The sequence below is a fragment of the Pseudomonas marvdashtae genome (assembly GCF_014268655.2).
In the GTDB taxonomy this organism is placed as follows: Bacteria; Pseudomonadota; Gammaproteobacteria; order Pseudomonadales; family Pseudomonadaceae; genus Aquipseudomonas; species Aquipseudomonas marvdashtae.
Map to the genome: position 1 here is coordinate 25,948 of NZ_JABWQX020000007.1, position 17,955 is coordinate 43,902.

Here is a 17,955-nt window from a genome sequence, read left to right on the forward strand (position 1 = left end):
ATCAAAAAATATTTAACTATTACCGTCGCTTACGATCCGCTCCCGCTCCGGACAGCTTATTCGGACGGCGGCACGTAGCCTTCGGCCTTGGCGTATTCTTCGCCCGAAAAGAACTTTTCCATTTCGCCCTGGAGATACTTTCGGTCCTCGGCGTTCATCATGTTCAAGCGTTTTTCATTGATCAGCAGCGTCTGGTGTTTTTGCCAGTCGCCCCAGGCCTTGGCCGATACATTGTCGTAGATGTCCTGGCCTTTGGCGCCGGGAAATGGGGCACGTTCCAGGCCTTCCAGTTGTTCTTTGTACTTGCGGCACATGATGGTGCGGGTCATTGCAACTCTCCTGCGTTCAATACGGCGGCCGCGCGTGCGAGCAAGGTTTTAACCGGGGCGGCAAGGCCCAGGCGCGGCGGGGTGGCGAGGTTATACCAGAGCCAGTCGGCCTCGGCCACGTGATGGCCGGTATCCCGGACCCGGACCAGCCAGGGTTCGATTGCCAACTGGAAGTGGCTGAAGGTGTGTATCAGGCTTGGCATTTGCTGTTGCTGGCCTAGCTCCAGTGAATGTTGCAGGGCCAGGTGTTGCAGATCATCGAGGTCATCGAGTTCCGGCAGGCTCCACAAGCCGCCCCACAAACCGATGGAAGGGCGGCGGTAAAGCAAGATGGCGCCTTCGCGATTGGCCAGCATGGGCATCAAGGTGCGCTTCTTCGGCACTTCCTTGCGTGGCTTGGGAATCGGATAACGTGTCTCCAGGCCCAGCATGTGGGCCTCGCAGCCTTTTTCCAGCGGGCAGACCAGGCAACTGGGTTTGCTGCGGGTACAGAGCGTGGCGCCCAGGTCCATCATCGCCTGGGTGTAGGCGTTGACTCTATCCTGGGGGGTGAAGCGCTCGGCAGTGGCCCAAAGCTGTTTCGCCACCTTGGGTTCGCCCGGGTAGCCCTCTTGAGCGGTAAAGCGCGCCAGCACCCGTTTGACATTGCCGTCGAGGATCGGCGCCCGCAGGCCCATGCTGATGCTAGCAATTGCACCTGCGGTCGAAAGACCGATCCCGGGCAGTTCGGTAAGCTTCTCAACGTCCCGGGGAAATTCGCCGCCATATTGCTCGACGACGATTTTCGCGGTTTTCTGCAGATTGCGCGCGCGGGTGTAGTAACCCAGTCCCGTCCACAGGTGCAGTACTTCATCCTCCGGCGCGGCCGCGAGAGCCTGGACGGTGGGCAGGGACGCCATGAACCGGTCGAAATAATTGAGCACGGTGCTCACTTGGGTCTGTTGCAACATGATTTCCGAAACCCACACCCGATAAGGGTTGATGCCCTGTTGCCAGGGCAAGTCGTGGCGTCCGTGGCGGTCGAACCAGTCCAGTACCGCGGTGGAGAATTGCTCGGATGTCATCGCTTGAACAGCCCCTTGAGCGCGTCTTTCAGCTCGGGGCTGACCTTGTCGCCCAGCTTCTCGTCAATTTTGTCGCCGAGGCGGTCGCCGGCCAGTTTCGCCGCGACCTTGCCCAGGCCATCGTTGTCCAGGCGGCAGGCTTTCGCGCCCAATTCCAGCGGACCTCGGCAGCGCAACGGCCATTCGACATCGACGTAGCGTTCGTTGACCTGGCAGGCCGGATCGGGCATGTCGCTCTTGTCGCCTTCGACGATGACGCCGACGCGGTAATCCATACCCAGTACGCGCAAGTCGATGTCGCCGTTGCCATTGACCGTCATCCCGGGAATGCGCACTTTCAGGTCGGGGTTGCTGGCAACGCCGTTGTTGAAAGTGAGATTGCCGTTGAGCTGCTGGAATGGCGTGTCCTTGCCTCGCGGTTCGCCACTGAGGGACTTGCGGTTCAGCGTGGCGATGCCTTTGCACAATTGCTGTTCAAGGTTGGCGTTGAGCAGCATGCCATCGTTGATGACGAACCCGGCGTTGCCATTCAGGCTGTCGATCAGGGCTTTCTGGCTGTTGCCGCTGGCGGTCACGGCGCTGTTGAGCGTCACCAGGCCCTTGACGGGAGGATTCTTACCCTGGCTTTCGATGATTTTTTCTACCGGCACGCGATTGATGCGGGTTTGCAGGCTCAGCTGCGGCGTGGGCTGGCGTACATCCAGGGTGCCCTTGGCTTCGAAGTTGCCGTTGTACAGATCGCCACGCAGGTTCTCCAAGGTCAGCAGGCCGCCTTGGCCGTTGGCCTTGAGGGAGGCATTCTGGATGGGCAGCTTGTCGAGGGTCAGCTGGCCGAAAGTCAGGTCGGCATCGACGTCCAGCTTGCTCAGGCGCTCCACCGGAAAGAGCCGGTCGTTGCTCCAGGCGCCTTGGGTCGGGGCGCTTGGCAACGGTGTGCTGCCGGCGCCGGCCATGGCGCTGGCCTCGGTGTTGCTGACCTCGGCCTCGCGGGCGGCCCTGGAGCTGTCGGCTTCGGCGGATTTTGGCGGCAGGTAGCGATCGACATTGAACGTGTCGGCCTTGAGCTGGACACGCAGGGATTGCTTGGCGATATCCTCTACGGCAACGCGACCGCTGAAATTGCTGTCGTCGATTTTGAAGTTGATGTCGTTGAGCTCGATGGTTGCTGGCGTGGCTGCAATGCGGCTTGCCAGTTCGACTTTGCTCAGGCTGCCTTCCGCCATGGCCGGAAGTGTCTGGCCGATGCTGTCGACGAACTTCGCCAAGTCGAACTGGGCGATCGAAATTCCACCGTTCAGTTGCGGTGTTTTGTCGAGGTCGTTGACTTTCAACTCGCCCAAGGCACGCAATTGATTGACGGACAGCTTGATGCCGGTCCATTCGGCGACGTTTGCAGCTTTATCCAGGAAGAGTTGCCCTTGTGCCGCGAAGCTCACGGTCTTGCCCTGCAGTGGATCGCCAGTGGCTTCGCCGGAAAGCTTCAGGTCTTCGAATCTATAGCGCTGCAAGGCACGTTCGAAGCGCAGCTCGCCAGTGGCCTCGGTGCGCACGCGAACGGCAGGCTGGTTGCTGGACAGGAACGCCGTGAGGGTAACCGGGATGTTGGTGGAGTCGTGGATCGGGCCGGTGCTCAGCTGGATGCTTTCGGCGGTGAACTGCTTGCCGGTCTGCTCGTCGGTGTATTCCACCCGCGCGTTGTTCACGGTCAGGCTGTCGATGTCCAGGCGAGTTGGCTGGGCCGGTTTTTCCGCCGGTGTGCTGGCAGGCGGGGAAGGTTGCTCGACGGGAGCCAGCGTGTCCGTGGTCGATGCGACCGCTGGAGCCTTGCCGATGTCTTCCCAATTGCCGTGGCCGCTCTTGTCGCGGTTGAGCCGCAGATTCAAGCCTTCGACGCGGACATCGCTCATCTGCACTTCGCGGCGCAGCAGCGGCATGACCCGGACTGACAGTCCAAGCATCTGCAGGTCGGCGAAAGGTTGCGTGGGGTTGGCCAGGGTGGCGACGCTGGCTTCGTGCAGTTCAAGACCCAGCCACGGAAACAGGCTCCAGCCAATGTCCCCATTGAGGGTCAGCTCGATGTGGGCCTTGTCGCGGGCTATCTGGCGGATCTCTTCCTTATAGTCGTTGGGATCGAAGAGGTGGGTCAGGGCAAAGCCCAGGGCCACAATGATCAGCAACAGCCCGAGAAGTACCAGACCCAGGATTTTGCCGAACGCTTTCATGGGCGAATCCTTGTAGGTTGAGTTCAAATTTTGCCCGGGAGTATAACGTCCCGGGTCGATGGAGCGTTGGGTGATCTGTCTTGCCGCAGACTTGCCGGGCATAGACCTGGCTGGCCAACATCCAAGGGCAACTTGAGCTTCGCCGCCAATGCCTGGGCCTCCAGGTGCCCGGCCGGTGCAGAGAGTCGAAGCTCGACATGATCGTGCCGGGCCATCCTCAGCGCTTCGCTCACCAGCCGCTCGGCCACGCCACGGCGGCGTGTGATCTTTCGCACGCACATCTGTGACAAGTGCCAGGCGTCCTGGTGCCGTTGAAGGCGTGCCGCACCGAGCAGCCGATCATTGAAACGGGCCGTGATCAGCGAGCCTTCTGCCAGGCAAACGCTGATCAATTGCGCTGCATCGCAGAACGGCTCCAACAGCCAGGTTGGCGCGTCCTGGTAGATTTTCTGCAGGTCCTGCTGATCCTGACCAGTGGCGTCATTCAGGTGCTCGACAACGATAGGCATGGAAAATCCTGAAAAATAAACTAATTAACCCCTACAGAAAGCGGGCGGAGGCGCGATAAGACGAGTGACAGGAAAAAGGTGATATCACTTTGGTTTTTCTGTCACGAGCAAATGTTAACCTTTGTCAGTTCGCCCGTCCTTCTGTGACGTGATGTCGCACTAAAATGGAGCTTCACCACAAAATACAGCCGTGCCTGCGTGCAATGGAGGCTGAGGGTGATGCATGGCTGGCGAACCATTCCAATAACTGGGGGATACACAATGAGCACGAGCATCACGGCAGGCGGCATTGCCGACCAGCCAGCGTTCCTCTCCAAGGAACGCATCATCGCCAAGCCCGGGTTCAACCGGTGGCTGGTTCCACCGGCCGCATTGGCCATTCACCTCTGCATCGGCATGGCCTACGGCTTTTCGGTGTTCTGGTTGCCACTGTCCAAGGCCTTGGGTGTCACCAAGCCCGTGGCCTGTGCACCGGACATGAGCTTCATCGCGCAAATCTTCTCGTCCCAATGCGACTGGCCGATCTCGATGCTCGGCTGGATCTACACGCTGTTCTTCATCTTCCTGGGTTGCTCGGCAGCCATCTGGGGTGGCTGGCTTGAACACGCCGGGCCACGCAAGGCTGGCGTTGTATCGGCCTTGTGCTGGTGCGGTGGCTTGCTGATTTCCGCGTTGGGTATCTATACCCACCAGATCTGGCTGATGTGGGTCGGCTCTGGTGTCATCGGCGGTATCGGCCTGGGCCTGGGCTACATTTCCCCGGTCTCGACCCTGATCAAGTGGTTCCCGGACAAGCGCGGCATGGCGACCGGCATGGCGATCATGGGTTTTGGCGGTGGCGCGATGGTGGGTGCTCCACTGGCTGCGGCGCTGATGAGCCATTTCGCTTCGCCAACTGAAGTGGGCGTATGGCAGAGCTTCCTGGTCATGGCCGCGATCTACTTCGTGTTCATGATCGGTGGCGCCCTGTCGTACCGCGTTCCGCCGACCGGCTGGAAGCCTGAAGGCTGGGCGCCGGCGCCGAAAAAAGCCGCGAACGCAATGATCACCCATCGCCACGTTCACGTGAACACTGCCTGGAAAACCCCGCAGTTCCGTCTGGTATGGCTGGTGCTGTGCCTGAACGTATCTGCCGGTATCGGCATCATCGGCATGGCATCGCCACTGTTGCAGGAAGTGTTCGGCGGCAAATTGCTCGGCAATGACCTACCTTTCGGTCAGCTGGACGCTGCGCAACTGGGCCAGATCGCGGCCATCGCGGCCGGTTTCACTGGCCTGCTGAGCCTGTTCAACATCGGCGGCCGGTTCTTCTGGGCATCCTGCTCGGATTACCTGGGCCGTAAAAACACCTATTTCGTGTTCTTCGCCCTGGGCTTTGCCCTGTACGCGCTGATCCCGAACCTCGGTCACCTGGGCAGCGTCGCGCTGTTCGTGGCGGCGTTCTGCATCATCCTGTCGATGTACGGCGGCGGTTTCGCCACTGTGCCGGCCTACCTGGCGGACCTGTTCGGTACGCAAATGGTCGGCGCGATCCACGGTCGCCTGCTGACCGCGTGGGCTGCGGCGGGCGTGCTGGGTCCGGTACTGGTGAACTACCTGCGTGAATATCAGTTGAGCATCGGCGTTGAACGTGCCGCGGCCTATGACATCACCCTGTATATCCTCGCCGGCCTGCTGGTACTGGGCTTCCTGTGCAACCTGATGGTTCGCCCGGTCGCCGACAAGTACTTCATGACCGACGCCGAACTGGCCGCCGAACAGGCGCTGGGCCATGACAAGGGCGCCGACAGCACCACTTCGCTGGAATGGAAAGCCGCACCGGGCACCAAGCCCCTGGCGATCGCCGCCTGGCTGGTGGTGGGCATTCCGTTGGCGTGGGGTGTGTGGGTAACCTTGCAGAAGACGGCGGTGTTGTTCCGCTAAGACAGTTGCCCTGACCATTGCGTCAGGGCGACCCTTGTGGGGGCGGGCTTGCTCGCGATAATGGCGTTCAGTCGACATCAGTCTGCTGGCCTCCGCTATCGGGAGCGAGCTCCGCTCCCACAGTCGTTTTGGGCGATGGCAAAGAGTTGTATGGACATGTCTAACGCCGACGGCACCGAATTCAACCCGTCATCGATGTCACCTCTTTGTTTCTGTTTGCCGCTCGCGCCCCTATAATGGCTGCCTTTTTCGCCCAATGATTTTGCGGAGCTGGTGATGGCCGAACGTAAGGCGTCTGTCGAGCGCGACACTCTGGAAACCCAGATCAAAGCCTCGATCAACCTGGATGGCACCGGAAAGGCCCGATTTGATATCGGCGTGCCTTTTCTTGAGCACATGCTTGACCAGATCGCCCGTCACGGGCTGATCGACCTGGACATCGTCAGCAAGGGCGACCTGCATATCGACGACCACCACACGGTGGAAGATGTCGGTATCACTTTGGGCCAGGCCTTTACCAAGGCCATCGGCGACAAGAAGGGCATCCGTCGCTATGGCCATGCCTACGTGCCGCTCGATGAGGCGCTGTCGCGCGTGGTCATCGACTTCTCCGGCCGTCCTGGCCTGCAGATGCACGTGCCGTACACCCGTGCCACCGTTGGCGGCTTCGACGTTGACCTGTTCCAGGAATTCTTCCAGGGCTTCGTCAACCACGCCAACGTGACCCTGCACATCGACAACCTGCGCGGGCACAACACCCACCACCAGATCGAAACCGTGTTCAAGGCGTTCGGCCGCGCGCTGCGCATGGCCGTCGAGCTCGATGACCGCATGGCCGGCCAGATGCCTTCCACCAAGGGCGTCCTGTAATGCAGACGGTCGCGGTTATCGACTACGGCATGGGCAACCTGCACTCGGTGGCCAAGGCCCTCGAGCACGTGGGCGCCGGCAAGGTGCTGATCACCAGCGATGCCGACGTGATTCGTGAAGCCGACCGGGTGGTGTTCCCCGGCGTCGGCGCGATTCGCGATTGCATGGCCGAGATTCGTCGCTTGGGTTTCGACAAACTGGTGCACGAAGTCAGTCAGGACCGCCCGTTCCTCGGCATCTGTGTCGGCATGCAAGCCTTGCTCGAGCGCAGCGAAGAGAACGACGGTGTCGATTGCATCTCCCTGTTCCCAGGCCAGGTAAAGTTCTTTGGCAAGGGGCTGCATGAAGACGGCGAGCACTTGAAAGTCCCGCACATGGGCTGGAACGAAGTGAAGCAGACGGTGAATCACCCGCTGTGGCACGACATCCCGGACCTGGCGCGCTTCTACTTCGTGCACAGCTATTACATCGCCGCCGGCAATGCCCGGCAGGTGGTGGGTGGTGGCCACTATGGCGTCGATTTCGCCGCGGCCCTGGCCGACGGCTCGCGCTTCGCCGTGCAGTTCCACCCGGAGAAGAGCCATACCCATGGCCTGCAACTGTTGCAGAACTTCGCGGCATGGGACGGGCGCTGGTAATGGCGCGCAAGAAACCGCCGATCCTCACCCTCACGCCCGAGCAGGAGAGTGAAGCGAACCGCAAGATCCAGCGGTTCATGGAGGAGCGTTTCGAGCTGGACCTGGGGTCGTTCGAAGCGGCGGAAATTCTTGACCTGTTTACCCGCGAAATTGCTCCGCACTATTACAACAGGGCGATTTTCGATGTGCAGGCGCACCTTAAAGAAAGGTTCGAAAGCATTGAAAGCGACTTGTGGGCGCTCGAGAAAAACTGATTCCCGAGCCAAGCTGAATACTCGTATTTAAGGGTTTGCCAGATGTTGATTATCCCCGCTATCGATCTCAAGGACGGAGCTTGCGTACGTCTGCGCCAGGGCCGCATGGAAGACTCCACGGTGTTTTCCGATGACCCGGTGAGCATGGCCGCCAAGTGGGTAGAGGGCGGCTGCCGTCGCCTGCATCTGGTCGACCTGAACGGCGCCTTCGAAGGCCAGCCGGTCAATGGCGAAGTGGTCACGGCCATTGCCAAGCGCTACCCGAACCTGCCGATCCAGATCGGCGGCGGCATTCGCTCGCTGGAAACCATCGAGCACTACGTCAAGGCCGGCGTCAGTTACGTGATCATTGGCACCAAGGCCGTGAAAGACCCGGCTTTCGTCGCCGAAGCCTGCCGCGCGTTCCCTGGCAAAATCATCGTCGGCCTGGATGCCAAAGACGGTTTCGTCGCAACCGATGGCTGGGCTGAAATCAGCACCGTGCAAGTCATCGATCTGGCCAAGCAGTTTGAAGCCGACGGCGTGTCCTCGATCGTTTATACCGACATCGCCAAAGACGGCATGATGCAGGGCTGCAACGTGCCGTTCACCGCTGCGTTGGCCGCTGCCACCAAGATCCCGGTGATCGCTTCCGGTGGCATTCATAACCTGGGTGACATCAAGTCGCTGCTCGACGCCAAGGCGCCGGGCATCATCGGCGCAATCACCGGTCGCGCGATTTATGAAGGCACCCTCGACGTCGCTGAAGCGCAAGCTTTCTGCGATTCGTACAAAGGCTGAGGACTGACCATGGCGCTGGCCAAACGCATCATCCCTTGCCTGGACGTGGACAACGGCCGGGTGGTCAAGGGCGTCAAGTTCGAGAACATCCGTGATGCCGGCGACCCGGTGGAAATCGCCCGTCGCTACGACGAGCAGGGTGCCGACGAGATTACCTTCCTGGACATCACGGCCAGCGTCGATGGCCGCGACACCACGCTGCATACCGTCGAGCGCATGGCCAGCCAGGTATTCATCCCGCTGACCGTGGGCGGTGGCGTGCGCACCGTGCAGGACATCCGCAACCTGCTCAATGCCGGCGCGGACAAGGTGTCGATCAACACGGCGGCGGTGTTCAACCCGGAATTCGTTGGCGAAGCGGCCCAGCACTTCGGCTCGCAGTGCATCGTCGTGGCCATTGATGCAAAGAAGGTCTCCGGCCCGGGCGAAACCCCGCGCTGGGAAATCTTCACCCACGGCGGGCGCAAACCCACAGGCCTGGATGCTGTCGAGTGGGCGAAGAAAATGGAAGGCCTGGGTGCCGGTGAAATCCTGCTGACCAGCATGGACCAGGACGGCATGAAAAACGGCTTCGACCTTGGCGTCACCCGCGCCATCAGCGATGCCTTGGGCATCCCGGTGATCGCTTCCGGCGGCGTCGGCAACCTGCAACACCTGGCCGACGGCATCCTGGAAGGCCATGCCAGTGCGGTGCTGGCGGCGAGCATTTTCCACTTTGGCGAATACACCGTGCCGGAAGCCAAGGCCTATATGGCCCATCGCGGTATCTGCATTCGCTGACCGCTGGACACCATGGCGAGCCCAAGGCACTCTTGGGCACACCATGGATTGCGGTAGCCCGACATGCTCAAACGCCTTGTTCTTGCCTTTGCCGGTGCCACGTTGCTGCTCGTCGGCACCGCACGCGCCACAGACACCTCGCTGGTGCTGCTGACGGAAAACTTTCCGCCATACAACATGGCAAAGAACGGCAAGAACTTCGCCCAGGACGAGAATATCCATGGCATTGCCGTGGACATCGTTCGCGAAATCTTCAAGCGCGCCGACATCACCTATAGCCTCACGCTGCGCTTTCCCTGGGAGCGAATCTACAAGCTTGCCTTGGAGAACCCCGGCTACGGAGTGTTCGTCATGGCGCGGTTGCCGGAGCGCGAGAAACTCTTCAAATGGGTCGGTCCCATCGGCCCGGACGACTGGGTCATGCTTGCCAAGACTGACAGCAAGATCACCCTCGACTCGCTGGATCAAGCGCGCCAATACAAGATCGGTGCCTACAAGGGCGATGCGATTGCCGAGACGTTGGCCAAGCAGGGTTTGAATCCGATCGTTGTGTTACGCGACCAGGACAACGCCAGAAAGCTGATGAATGGCCAGATCGACCTATGGGCTACCGGCGACCCTGCCGGCCGTTACCTGGCGCGCCAGGAAGGCGTCAGCGACCTGCGGACTGTATTGCGATTCAACAGCGCCGAGCTGTATTTGGCGTTGAACAAGGACGTACCGGACGAGGTGGTTGCCCGGTTGCAGAACGCCTTGGATGAATTGCGCAAGGAAGGTGCAGTGGATGCGATCATGGCGCGGTATCTCTGAGGGTCGCGCCAGCCCCGCTGGCTACCGATAAACCCCATCCTTCCCATGCCCGGCCATCGCCTGATTGCTGCGCAGGCTGATCATCGACCTTATGTCGATCCACTCGATGCCCTGGGCCTTGAGCCGAGGCAGTTCGCGTTCGAGCACGGCGAGGGTCTGCGGATAGGGATGCCCGATCATCACTGCCGAGCCCTGCCGCCGAGCCAATTCGATGGCGACTTGAAGCTGGCCGGCAATGGCCGCTTCGGTACGCTCGTCATCCAGGAATACATCCCGTGACACGCTGGCGAGGCCGATCTTTTGCGCTTCGGCGGCGGCGACTGTCCGGGCGCTGGTGCGGCTGTCGACAAAGAACTTGTGTCGTTGCTGCAAGTTCGCCATCAGCCACGCCATGGCTTGGGGCTGGGCGGTCATGCGGCTACCCATGTGGTTGTTGATGCCGCTGGTGTAGGGCACGGCAGCGAACGCGGCGTCGAGGCGCCTGCCCAGTTCTTCGATGGGCAATTCCGGATGCCAGGCGAACGGCCCGGTGGCCGGGTCCATGGGCATGTGCAACATGACCAGCTTGCCGGCGCGATGGGCTTCGCGGGCGACTTCGGCGGCGTGGGGCGTGTCGGGCATGATCGCGGCGGTGACCGGACCGGGGAGGGCAAGTACCTGGCGATCCCGGGGCAGGTTTTGCCCCAGGTCGTCGATGATCAGGCTCAGGTACGCCTTGTGCGGCGAAGAAGGCGTGGCGGGCGCCGCATTAACGGCCCCCGCCAGCAGGCACAGCAGGACGAAGGTAAATCGCAGGACCATCTCAGCGGCCGGACGTGATGTTCAACCCCTTGAGCAAGCTCAAGGCCTGGGCCAACTGGTAATCGTCATCCTGCGGCATTGGCTTGGCCTTGGCGCCGGAGCCGGTCGGCCTGTCCGCACCGCCGTTGCCATTGCCCAGGTGACCTTGCAGGTCGGCTTCCTTGAAGTATTCGCCGTCCGCCTCGCTGGTGATCTTGGCCTTGCGCACTTCGATGTCCGGGACGATGCCCTGGGCCTGGATGGAGCGGCCGTTAGGCGTGAAGTACAGCGCGGTGGTGATCTTCAAGGCGCGGTCGTTGTTCAGCGGCAACACGGTCTGCACCGAGCCCTTGCCGAAACTGGTGGTACCCATGACGACACCGCGTTTCTGGTCCTGCAGGGCGCCGGCGACGATTTCCGATGCCGAGGCGCTGCCGCCGTTGATCAGCACCACCAGTGGCACGGCTTCGCTCAGGTCGTTGCCGGTGGCCGAGAAGCGCAGCTCGGAATTGGCGATGCGACCCTTGGTGTAGACGATCAGGCCCTTGGTGATGAAATGGTCAACCACTTCCACGGCCGATTGCAGGACGCCGCCGGGGTTGTTGCGCAGGTCCAGGACCAGGCCGTTGAGTTTCTTGCCGTTGTCCTTGCGCAGCTTGGCCAGGGACTTGGCGACTTCTTCGCCGGTCTTGACCTGGAACTGGGTGATACGGATGTAGCCGTAGCCCGATTCCAGCAACTGGCTTTTTACACTTTTGACCTGGATGACGGCGCGGGTCAACGTCACGTCGAATGGCGTACCACCGTCGCGCACCAGGGTCAGGGTGATCTTTTCGCCGATCTTGCCGCGCATCTTGTCCACGGCTTCGGTCATGCTCTGGCCGCGAGTCGGCTGGCCGTTGATCTTGACGATGAAGTCGCCAGCCTGGATGCCGGCCTTGGAGGCAGGCGTGTCGTCGATTGGCGAGACCACCTTGACGAAACCGTCTTCGCTGCCGACTTCGATCCCAAGGCCGCCGAACTCGCCGCTGGTGCTTTCTTGCAGCTCGGCGAAATCTTCCGGCCCCAGGTAGGCGGAGTGCGGGTCGAGGTTGCTGAGCATGCCTTTGATGGCGTTCTCCAGCAGCATCTTGTCGTCCACCGGTTCCACATACGCGGCTTTGATCCGATCCATGACTTCGGCGAAGGTGCGCAGCTCATCCAATGGCAGCGGCGCCTTGGTGGTAACGGTCGTGGCGGTTGTTGGCGACGGCGCGGGTTGCGCGGCGAAAGCCAGGGGCGCACCGATCACGAGGGCGATCGTCAGGGCCAGCGAGGTGAGGCGGGACAAATGCAGCATGTCGAACGAACTCCTGAGTTGGATGGGCGCGCTTATCCTTGCGCACGACACCATTGGGCCGGATCACTGGGGCGACCCTGCTGGCGAATAGCAAAATACAGTGCTGGCGTGTCCTGCCCGCCACTGTTGCCGACCGTGGAGATGGACTCGCCGGCCTTGACCACATCCCCCGCCGACTTGAGCAGCGTCTGATTATGGCCATAAAGGCTCAGGTATCCGTTGCCGTGATCCAGGATCACCAGCAGGCCGGCACCGCGCAGCCAGTCGGCAAACACCACGCGCCCGCCATGTACGGCGTGCACCTGGCTACCGGCGGAGGCGCTGATCATCACGCCGTCCCATTTGGTGCGAGTGTCGTCGCCGCGGGTTTCACCGAAGCGCGCAAGTAATCGACCATTGACTGGCCATGGAAGTTTGCCTCGAGCCGAACCAAAAGCGCCGCCGAAGGTTTCGCCATCACTGGAAACCAGTGCGCCGGGGCTGGATTTTGCCGGTTTGCGCGGTGCTTCGCCGGCATCAGCGTCGGCCTGGGCTTCACGTAAACGCTTTTTTTCGGCTTCCTGCTGGGCGATCAGCGCTTTCTGGCGCGCCTCTTCCGCCTCACGAGCCTGGCGGGCCAGGGTTTCCTCAATGGTCTTCAAGACTTTTGCCAGTTCGGCCTGGTCCTGCTCGCGGGCCTTGAGCTTGCTGTCGCGAGCCTTCACGTCGTCGTTGAGCTTGGCCAGGGCGACCTGGCGCTCCTTGCGGACCTTCTCGAGTTCTTCACGCTGGGTGTCGAGGCTGCTTTTCTGAACCAACAACTGGGCTTGCTGCAACTCGATGTCTTTTTCGACATTGGCCAGTTGGCGCAGGGTTTCGTTGAAGCTCTTGAGTTGTTCCAGGCGTGCCTGGCTCAGATAATCGTAATAAGTCAGGGTACGGGCGAATTTTTCGGGGTTCTGCTGGTTGAGCAGCAGCTTGAGATATTCCTGGCGACCGTTCTGGTAGGCGGCCCGGGCCTGGATGGCGATCAGCTTTTGCTGTTCAGTGCGCGCGCTCTGGAGTTTTTTTTTCTCTCCATCGAGCCGTTGCAGCTCGGATTCGCTTTTCTTCAGCTCTTTCTGCAAGGCGTCGACCTGCTTCTCCAGCTTGCCCATCTCGGTCTCGGTGCCGCGCAGGTCTTTCTGTACGCTGGATTTCTCTTCCTGCAGCTTGTTCAGCAGTTTTTTCAGCTCGGCAATGTCCTGACGCGTGGCGTCCAACTGTTGTTGGGTTTGCGCGCGCTCGTCAGCGAAGGCCGGTTGGAGCAGGCAGGTCAGAGCAAGGGCTATCAGGACGCGAAGCATAGAGGCGGGCGACACCAGGGAAAGGGACGGCCTAGTATGCCCGCCCCACGCTGCAAAAAAAACGCCCATTTGGGGCTGTGTGATAACTGGCCGAAAAAACACCTGGACCAATGCGGGAGCAACCTTGCTCCCGCATTGGGGCGCTGGTCAGACCAGGATCGAAGTGCCGGTCATCTCCGCCGGTTTTTCCATGCCCAGCAGCATCAGCATCGTTGGGGCGACGTCAGCCAGCACGCCGCCGTCGCGGACCTTGAAGTCACGCTTGCCGACATAGATGAACGGCACCGGCTCGGTGGTGTGGGCAGTATGGGCCTGACCGGTGGACGCGTCGGACATCTGCTCGACGTTACCGTGGTCGGCGGTGATCAGGGCTTCGCCGCCGACTTTTGCCAGCGCGTCAACGATGCGGCCGACGCAGACGTCGAGGCATTCCACGGCCTTGACTGCCGCGTCGAACACGCCGCTGTGGCCGACCATGTCGCCGTTGGCATAGTTGACCACAATCACGTCGTAACGCTGGTGTTCAATGGCGTCGACGATGCGGTCGGTCACTTCCGGCGCACTCATTTCCGGTTGCAAGTCGTAGGTGGCGACTTTCGGCGATGGGATCAGGATGCGCTCTTCGCCCGGGAAGGGCTCTTCACGACCACCGGAGAAAAAGAAGGTCACGTGGGCGTATTTTTCGGTTTCGGCGATGCGTAGCTGGGTCTTGCCGTTTTTTGCCAGGTAATCGCCCAACACGTTTTCCAGGCTGCCGGCGGCGAAGGCCGATGGCGCGGGGATGCTGGCGGCGTATTGGGTCAGCATCACGAAGCCGGCCAGTTTCGGCTGGCGGGCGCGCTCGAATTCCTTGAAGTCGTCCTCGACAAACACGCGGGTCAGCTCGCGGGCGCGGTCGGCGCGGAAGTTCATGAACACCACGGCGTCGCCGTCTTCAACCTTCACCGGCTCGCCAATGGTGGTGGCCTTGACGAATTCATCGCTTTCGCCGCGCTCGTAGGCGGCTTGCAGGCCTTCCTGGGCGGAGGCGGCGTTGAATTCGGCGTTGCCGTCGACGATCAGGTTGTAGGCCTGGGCGACGCGGTCCCAGCGGTTATCGCGGTCCATGGCAAAGTAGCGGCCGATCAGGCTGGCGATCCGGCCCTTGCCCAGCGCCTTGAACGTTTCGTCCAGCAGCTTGATCGACGACTCGGCGCTCTTGGGCGGCGTGTCGCGGCCGTCGAGAAAGGCGTGCAGATAAATATGCGTGGCGCCGCGTTTGGCGGCGAGCTCGGCCATGGCGATCAGGTGATCCTGATGGCTATGCACGCCACCGTCCGAGAGCAGACCCATGAAGTGCACGGCCTTGCCGGCAGCCACGGCTTTGTCCACGGCTGCGCAGATGGTCGAGTTTTCGAAGAACTCGCCGTCGCGGATCGATTTGGTCACGCGGGTGAAATCCTGATACACCACGCGACCCGCGCCGAGGTTCATGTGGCCGACCTCGGAGTTGCCCATCTGCCCGTCTGGCAGGCCGACGTCCATGCCGCTGCCGGAGATCAGGCCGTTCGGCACGCTGGCCCACAAGCGGTCCAGGACAGGCTTCTTCGCCGCGTACACGGCGTTGGATTCGTGGCTGTCACTGTGACCGAAGCCGTCCAGAATCATCAGGACCAAAGGTTTAGGCGTGGTAGTCATGGAATCCACTCGTGGCTGATTAAAAGAAGACGATGGAAAAGGGACGGGCAGTTTAAAGGTAAGTTCCGGTGCCGTCACCGCCGGGCGGGGTTTGGCCGGCCTTGCGTGCTGTGTATACTGGCCGACATTTTAACGCCCTGGAACCTCCTTCGATGGTTGCTCACCTGATTGAATTTGCCACTAACCACTACATTCTCGTCGGTATCTTCGTCGTACTGCTGGCGTTGCTGGTTGCCCATACGATGCAGGGCGGCGGACGCAGCCTGAGCACAGGCGAGCTGACCGCGCTGGTCAACAAGGATGCCGGCGTGGTGGTCGATATCCGCCCGAGCAAGGATTTCGCCGCTGGTCACATTGTCGGCGCGCTGAACATTCCCCAGGACAAACTGATCGCACGCGTGGGCGAACTGGAAAAGCACAAGGCCAAGACGCTGATCCTGGTCGACGCCCAAGGCCAGCAGGCCGGCACCCTTGCCCGCGAACTGATGAAGTCCGGCTTCACCGCCGCCAAGCTGTCCGGTGGCGTTGCGAGCTGGAAAGCCGACAATCTGCCCCTGGTGAAGTGAGATGCCCCACGTTGTTGTCTATTCCAGCGATTACTGCCCCTATTGCTCCAGAGCCAAGATGCTGCTCAAGAACAAAGGCGTAGGGTTCGAAGAGATCAAGGTCGACGGCAAGCCGCAACTGCGCGCCGAAATGACCAAGAAGGCCGGACGTACCTCCGTGCCGCAAATCTGGATCGGCGACACCCACGTGGGCGGTTGCGATGATCTGTTCGCCCTGGAGCGCGCCGGCAAGCTCGACGCGCTGCTCAAGGCCTGAATTCCTATTAATAGAACCTGAAAGTAAGAAGGATCTGCGATGACTGACCAACAGAACACAGCTGCCAGCGAAGAAAAAGCCGCACCGCAATTCTCCTTGCAGCGCATTTATGTTCGCGACCTGTCCTTCGAAGCCCCGAAAAGCCCGGCGATCTTTCGCCAGCAATGGGAGCCGAGCGTGGCCTTGGACCTGAACACCCGCCAGAAGGCCTTGGAAGAAGACTTCCACGAAGTGGTGTTGACCCTGTCGGTGACCGTGAAGAACGGTGACGAAGTGGCGTTCATCGCCGAGGTTCAGCAGGCCGGCATCTTCCTGATCAAGAATCTGGATGCCGCTTCGATGAGCCACACCCTGGGCGCGTTCTGCCCGAACATCCTGTTCCCCTACGCCCGCGAAACCCTGGACAGCCTGGTGACTCGTGGTTCGTTCCCGGCCCTGATGCTGGCCCCGGTGAACTTCGATGCCTTGTACGCCCAAGAGCTGCAGCGCATGCAGGAAGCGGGTGAAGCGACCGTTCAGTAAGCGGTCGATGAAACGTTGAAAAGCGCCCTGATAGGCGCTTTTTTTCTTAGGCTGATTCGAATCGGGTTATCTGAAGCCGTTCTGCCGCCAGGCCTCGTAGACCGCCACCGCCACGGTGTTGGACAGGTTCAGGCTCCGGCAGCCTTCGCGCATCGGCAAGCGCAAGCGTTGCTCCGCCGGTAGTGCGTCCAGCACGTCTGCCGGCAGGCCACGGCTTTCCGGTCCGAACAGGAATGCATCACCGGCGACGAAGCTGGCGTCATGAAACGGCCGAGAGCCTTTCGTGGTGAAGGCAAACAGACGCGGTTGCCCCAGGCTTTCAAGACAACTCGCCAAGTCGGCGTGTCGCTGCAAGGTGGCATACTCGTGGTAGTCGAGGCCGGCGCGGCGCAGGCGCTTGTCGTCCATCTCGAAGCCCAGCGGTTCGATCAAATGCAGGTGGCAGCCGCTGTTGGCGCACAGTCTGATGACGTTGCCGGTATTGGGCGGTATTTCCGGTTGAAAAAGGATGACGTGAAACATGCACGGCTCCGCAGATAAAGATGAGCGGCATTCTACGCCGCAAACCGATCGACGTTCGAAGCTAATACCTCGGGTGATGGGGTCCTTGGCGCTTTTCGGGATGATGGTCGGGCTGATGATCGGTCGCATCACCACGCCCGAGCCGAGCGAGCTGCAGCAGGTCGAAGTCCTCGACGGGGCGCTGGTGGCGTGGTTCAACAATGAGCCGAAGCTGCACGGGGAAATCATCGACGGCTCGGTCGCGTTGTTGTTCCAGGCAAAGGGCAAGGCGCAGAAGGGCCAGCTCAAGCTCAACGGCAGGGATGTGAACTGGCGGGTTCGCTTGAGTGACAAGGGCTTGTTGCTGACGCTGGTGGCGGCGCGTCCGTTGCGGGGAGAGTGGGCCGGCAGCGAAGTCGATGACCGCTGGCGGCTGGAGGTCCGTCTCCAGGAGCAATAAAAGAGGGAATCCCCGGCCTGCCTGTACCAAGGTCCCCAAAACGGGAGGGCTCGCCGCGAAGGTCCAGCCCTGGTGTAAAGAAGGGAAACCTTGACCTGCCTGTATCAAGGCCCCCAAAACAGTGGGCTCGATGAGCCCGGTATAAAAGAGGGGAATCCCCGGCCTGCCTGTACCAAGGTCCCCAAAACTGGGTAGTGACTGGGTTATTGCAGAGGGCGTGCCAGTTTCGAATAATTTGTCACAAAAAGATGGTCGTGAAGCGAAAAGCCCCGTAAAACGGGGCTTTTGCGTTGTGCGGGTTTGGTTTTCCGAGACGGAGCGCTGGGTTCAGCGCTCGCATTACATGCGCA

19 protein-coding genes and 1 pseudogene are annotated in these 17,955 nt (G+C 61.0%); 11 read left to right on the plus strand and 9 right to left on the minus strand.

Annotated features, from left to right (window positions below):
* Positions 1-56: 56 nt before the first annotated feature.
* From HU742_RS25425 to panM, 4 genes and pseudogenes are all read right to left on the minus strand, one after another.
* Positions 57-329, minus strand: coding sequence for an oxidative damage protection protein (locus tag HU742_RS25425; RefSeq protein ID WP_030141485.1), 273 nt, complete (start codon positions 327-329; stop codon positions 57-59).
* Positions 326-1,393 carry an A/G-specific adenine glycosylase gene (gene mutY, locus HU742_RS25430; protein ID WP_186638852.1) on the minus strand — a complete coding sequence of 356 codons (1,068 nt, stop codon included), beginning with the start codon at positions 1,391-1,393 and terminating at the stop codon, positions 326-328. The genes HU742_RS25425 and mutY overlap by 4 nt, the downstream gene beginning before the upstream one ends.
* Positions 1,390-3,615 (minus strand): AsmA family protein, encoded by a 2,226-nt coding sequence (locus HU742_RS25435; protein ID WP_186644507.1) that lies wholly within the window; start codon positions 3,613-3,615, stop codon positions 1,390-1,392. Before HU742_RS25435 ends, mutY begins: the two co-directional genes overlap by 4 nt.
* Before the next feature lie 116 nt (positions 3,616-3,731).
* Positions 3,732-4,124, minus strand: a pseudogene (gene panM / locus HU742_RS25440) (aspartate 1-decarboxylase autocleavage activator PanM); the annotation flags it as partial.
* Between the two features lie 261 nt (positions 4,125-4,385).
* Here panM and HU742_RS25445 point away from each other — a divergent pair.
* The 7 genes from HU742_RS25445 to HU742_RS25475 all read left to right on the plus strand — a co-directional run bounded on the left by HU742_RS25445 (position 4,386) and on the right by HU742_RS25475 (position 10,179).
* Complete coding sequence (locus HU742_RS25445) at positions 4,386-6,047, plus strand: OFA family MFS transporter (RefSeq protein ID WP_186638839.1); 1,662 nt, start codon at positions 4,386-4,388, stop codon at positions 6,045-6,047.
* Between the two features lie 276 nt (positions 6,048-6,323).
* Positions 6,324-6,917: an imidazoleglycerol-phosphate dehydratase HisB gene (gene hisB, locus HU742_RS25450; RefSeq protein WP_003186751.1), complete on the plus strand. Its 594-nt coding sequence runs from the start codon at positions 6,324-6,326 to the stop codon at positions 6,915-6,917.
* A complete protein-coding gene (hisH, locus tag HU742_RS25455) occupies positions 6,917-7,555 on the plus strand; it encodes an imidazole glycerol phosphate synthase subunit HisH (RefSeq protein WP_186638837.1) in 639 nt (212 codons plus the stop codon). Before hisB ends, hisH begins: the two co-directional genes overlap by 1 nt.
* Positions 7,555-7,809, plus strand: coding sequence for a DUF2164 domain-containing protein (locus HU742_RS25460; RefSeq protein WP_030141479.1), 255 nt, complete (start codon positions 7,555-7,557; stop codon positions 7,807-7,809). Before hisH ends, HU742_RS25460 begins: the two co-directional genes overlap by 1 nt.
* A gap of 42 nt (positions 7,810-7,851) precedes the next feature.
* The gene (gene hisA / locus HU742_RS25465; protein ID WP_014336098.1) at positions 7,852-8,589 is read left to right on the plus strand and encodes a 1-(5-phosphoribosyl)-5-[(5-phosphoribosylamino)methylideneamino]imidazole-4-carboxamide isomerase; all 738 of its coding nucleotides are present in this window, start codon (positions 7,852-7,854) and stop codon (positions 8,587-8,589) included.
* A 9-nt stretch (positions 8,590-8,598) separates the two neighbouring features.
* A complete protein-coding gene (gene hisF / locus HU742_RS25470; protein ID WP_003196830.1) occupies positions 8,599-9,369 on the plus strand; it encodes an imidazole glycerol phosphate synthase subunit HisF in 771 nt (256 codons plus the stop codon).
* 63 nt (positions 9,370-9,432) lie between these two features.
* Positions 9,433-10,179, plus strand: a complete 747-nt coding sequence (locus HU742_RS25475; RefSeq protein WP_186644514.1) for a substrate-binding periplasmic protein — start codon at positions 9,433-9,435, stop codon at positions 10,177-10,179.
* Between the two features lie 21 nt (positions 10,180-10,200).
* On the opposite strand, the gene HU742_RS25480 is transcribed toward HU742_RS25475, so the two are convergent.
* The 4 genes from HU742_RS25480 to gpmI all read right to left on the minus strand — a co-directional run bounded on the left by HU742_RS25480 (position 10,201) and on the right by gpmI (position 15,300).
* Entirely contained in the window at positions 10,201-10,980 is a 780-nt protein-coding gene (locus HU742_RS25480) for a divergent polysaccharide deacetylase family protein (RefSeq protein WP_186638833.1), read from the minus strand.
* 1 nt (position 10,981) lies between these two features.
* Positions 10,982-12,298, minus strand: coding sequence for a S41 family peptidase (locus HU742_RS25485; RefSeq protein WP_186644516.1), 1,317 nt, complete (start codon positions 12,296-12,298; stop codon positions 10,982-10,984).
* A gap of 32 nt (positions 12,299-12,330) precedes the next feature.
* Entirely contained in the window at positions 12,331-13,623 is a 1,293-nt protein-coding gene (locus HU742_RS25490; protein WP_186638829.1) for a murein hydrolase activator EnvC family protein, read from the minus strand.
* Positions 13,624-13,770: 147 nt separating this feature from the next.
* Complete coding sequence (gene gpmI, locus HU742_RS25495; protein WP_186644518.1) at positions 13,771-15,300, minus strand: 2,3-bisphosphoglycerate-independent phosphoglycerate mutase; 1,530 nt, start codon at positions 15,298-15,300, stop codon at positions 13,771-13,773.
* A gap of 152 nt (positions 15,301-15,452) precedes the next feature.
* On the opposite strand from gpmI, the gene HU742_RS25500 reads away from it, so the two are divergent.
* From HU742_RS25500 to secB, 3 genes are read left to right on the plus strand one after another with little or no spacing between them, the layout of a single operon-like run.
* The gene (locus HU742_RS25500) at positions 15,453-15,866 is read left to right on the plus strand and encodes a rhodanese-like domain-containing protein (protein ID WP_186638826.1); all 414 of its coding nucleotides are present in this window, start codon (positions 15,453-15,455) and stop codon (positions 15,864-15,866) included.
* Between the two features lies 1 nt (position 15,867).
* Positions 15,868-16,122 carry a glutaredoxin 3 gene (gene grxC, locus HU742_RS25505; protein WP_186638824.1) on the plus strand — a complete coding sequence of 85 codons (255 nt, stop codon included), beginning with the start codon at positions 15,868-15,870 and terminating at the stop codon, positions 16,120-16,122.
* A gap of 39 nt (positions 16,123-16,161) precedes the next feature.
* A complete protein-coding gene (gene secB / locus HU742_RS25510) occupies positions 16,162-16,644 on the plus strand; it encodes a protein-export chaperone SecB (protein ID WP_186644520.1) in 483 nt (160 codons plus the stop codon).
* 66 nt (positions 16,645-16,710) lie between these two features.
* On the opposite strand, the gene trmL is transcribed toward secB, so the two are convergent.
* Positions 16,711-17,166 (minus strand): tRNA (uridine(34)/cytosine(34)/5-carboxymethylaminomethyluridine(34)-2'-O)-methyltransferase TrmL, encoded by a 456-nt coding sequence (gene trmL / locus HU742_RS25515; protein WP_186644522.1) that lies wholly within the window; start codon positions 17,164-17,166, stop codon positions 16,711-16,713.
* Here trmL and HU742_RS25520 point away from each other — a divergent pair.
* Entirely contained in the window at positions 17,165-17,605 is a 441-nt protein-coding gene (locus HU742_RS25520) for a hypothetical protein (RefSeq protein WP_186638822.1), read from the plus strand. The two genes, trmL and HU742_RS25520, sit on opposite strands and share 2 nt — an antisense overlap.
* Positions 17,606-17,955 lie beyond the last annotated feature (350 nt).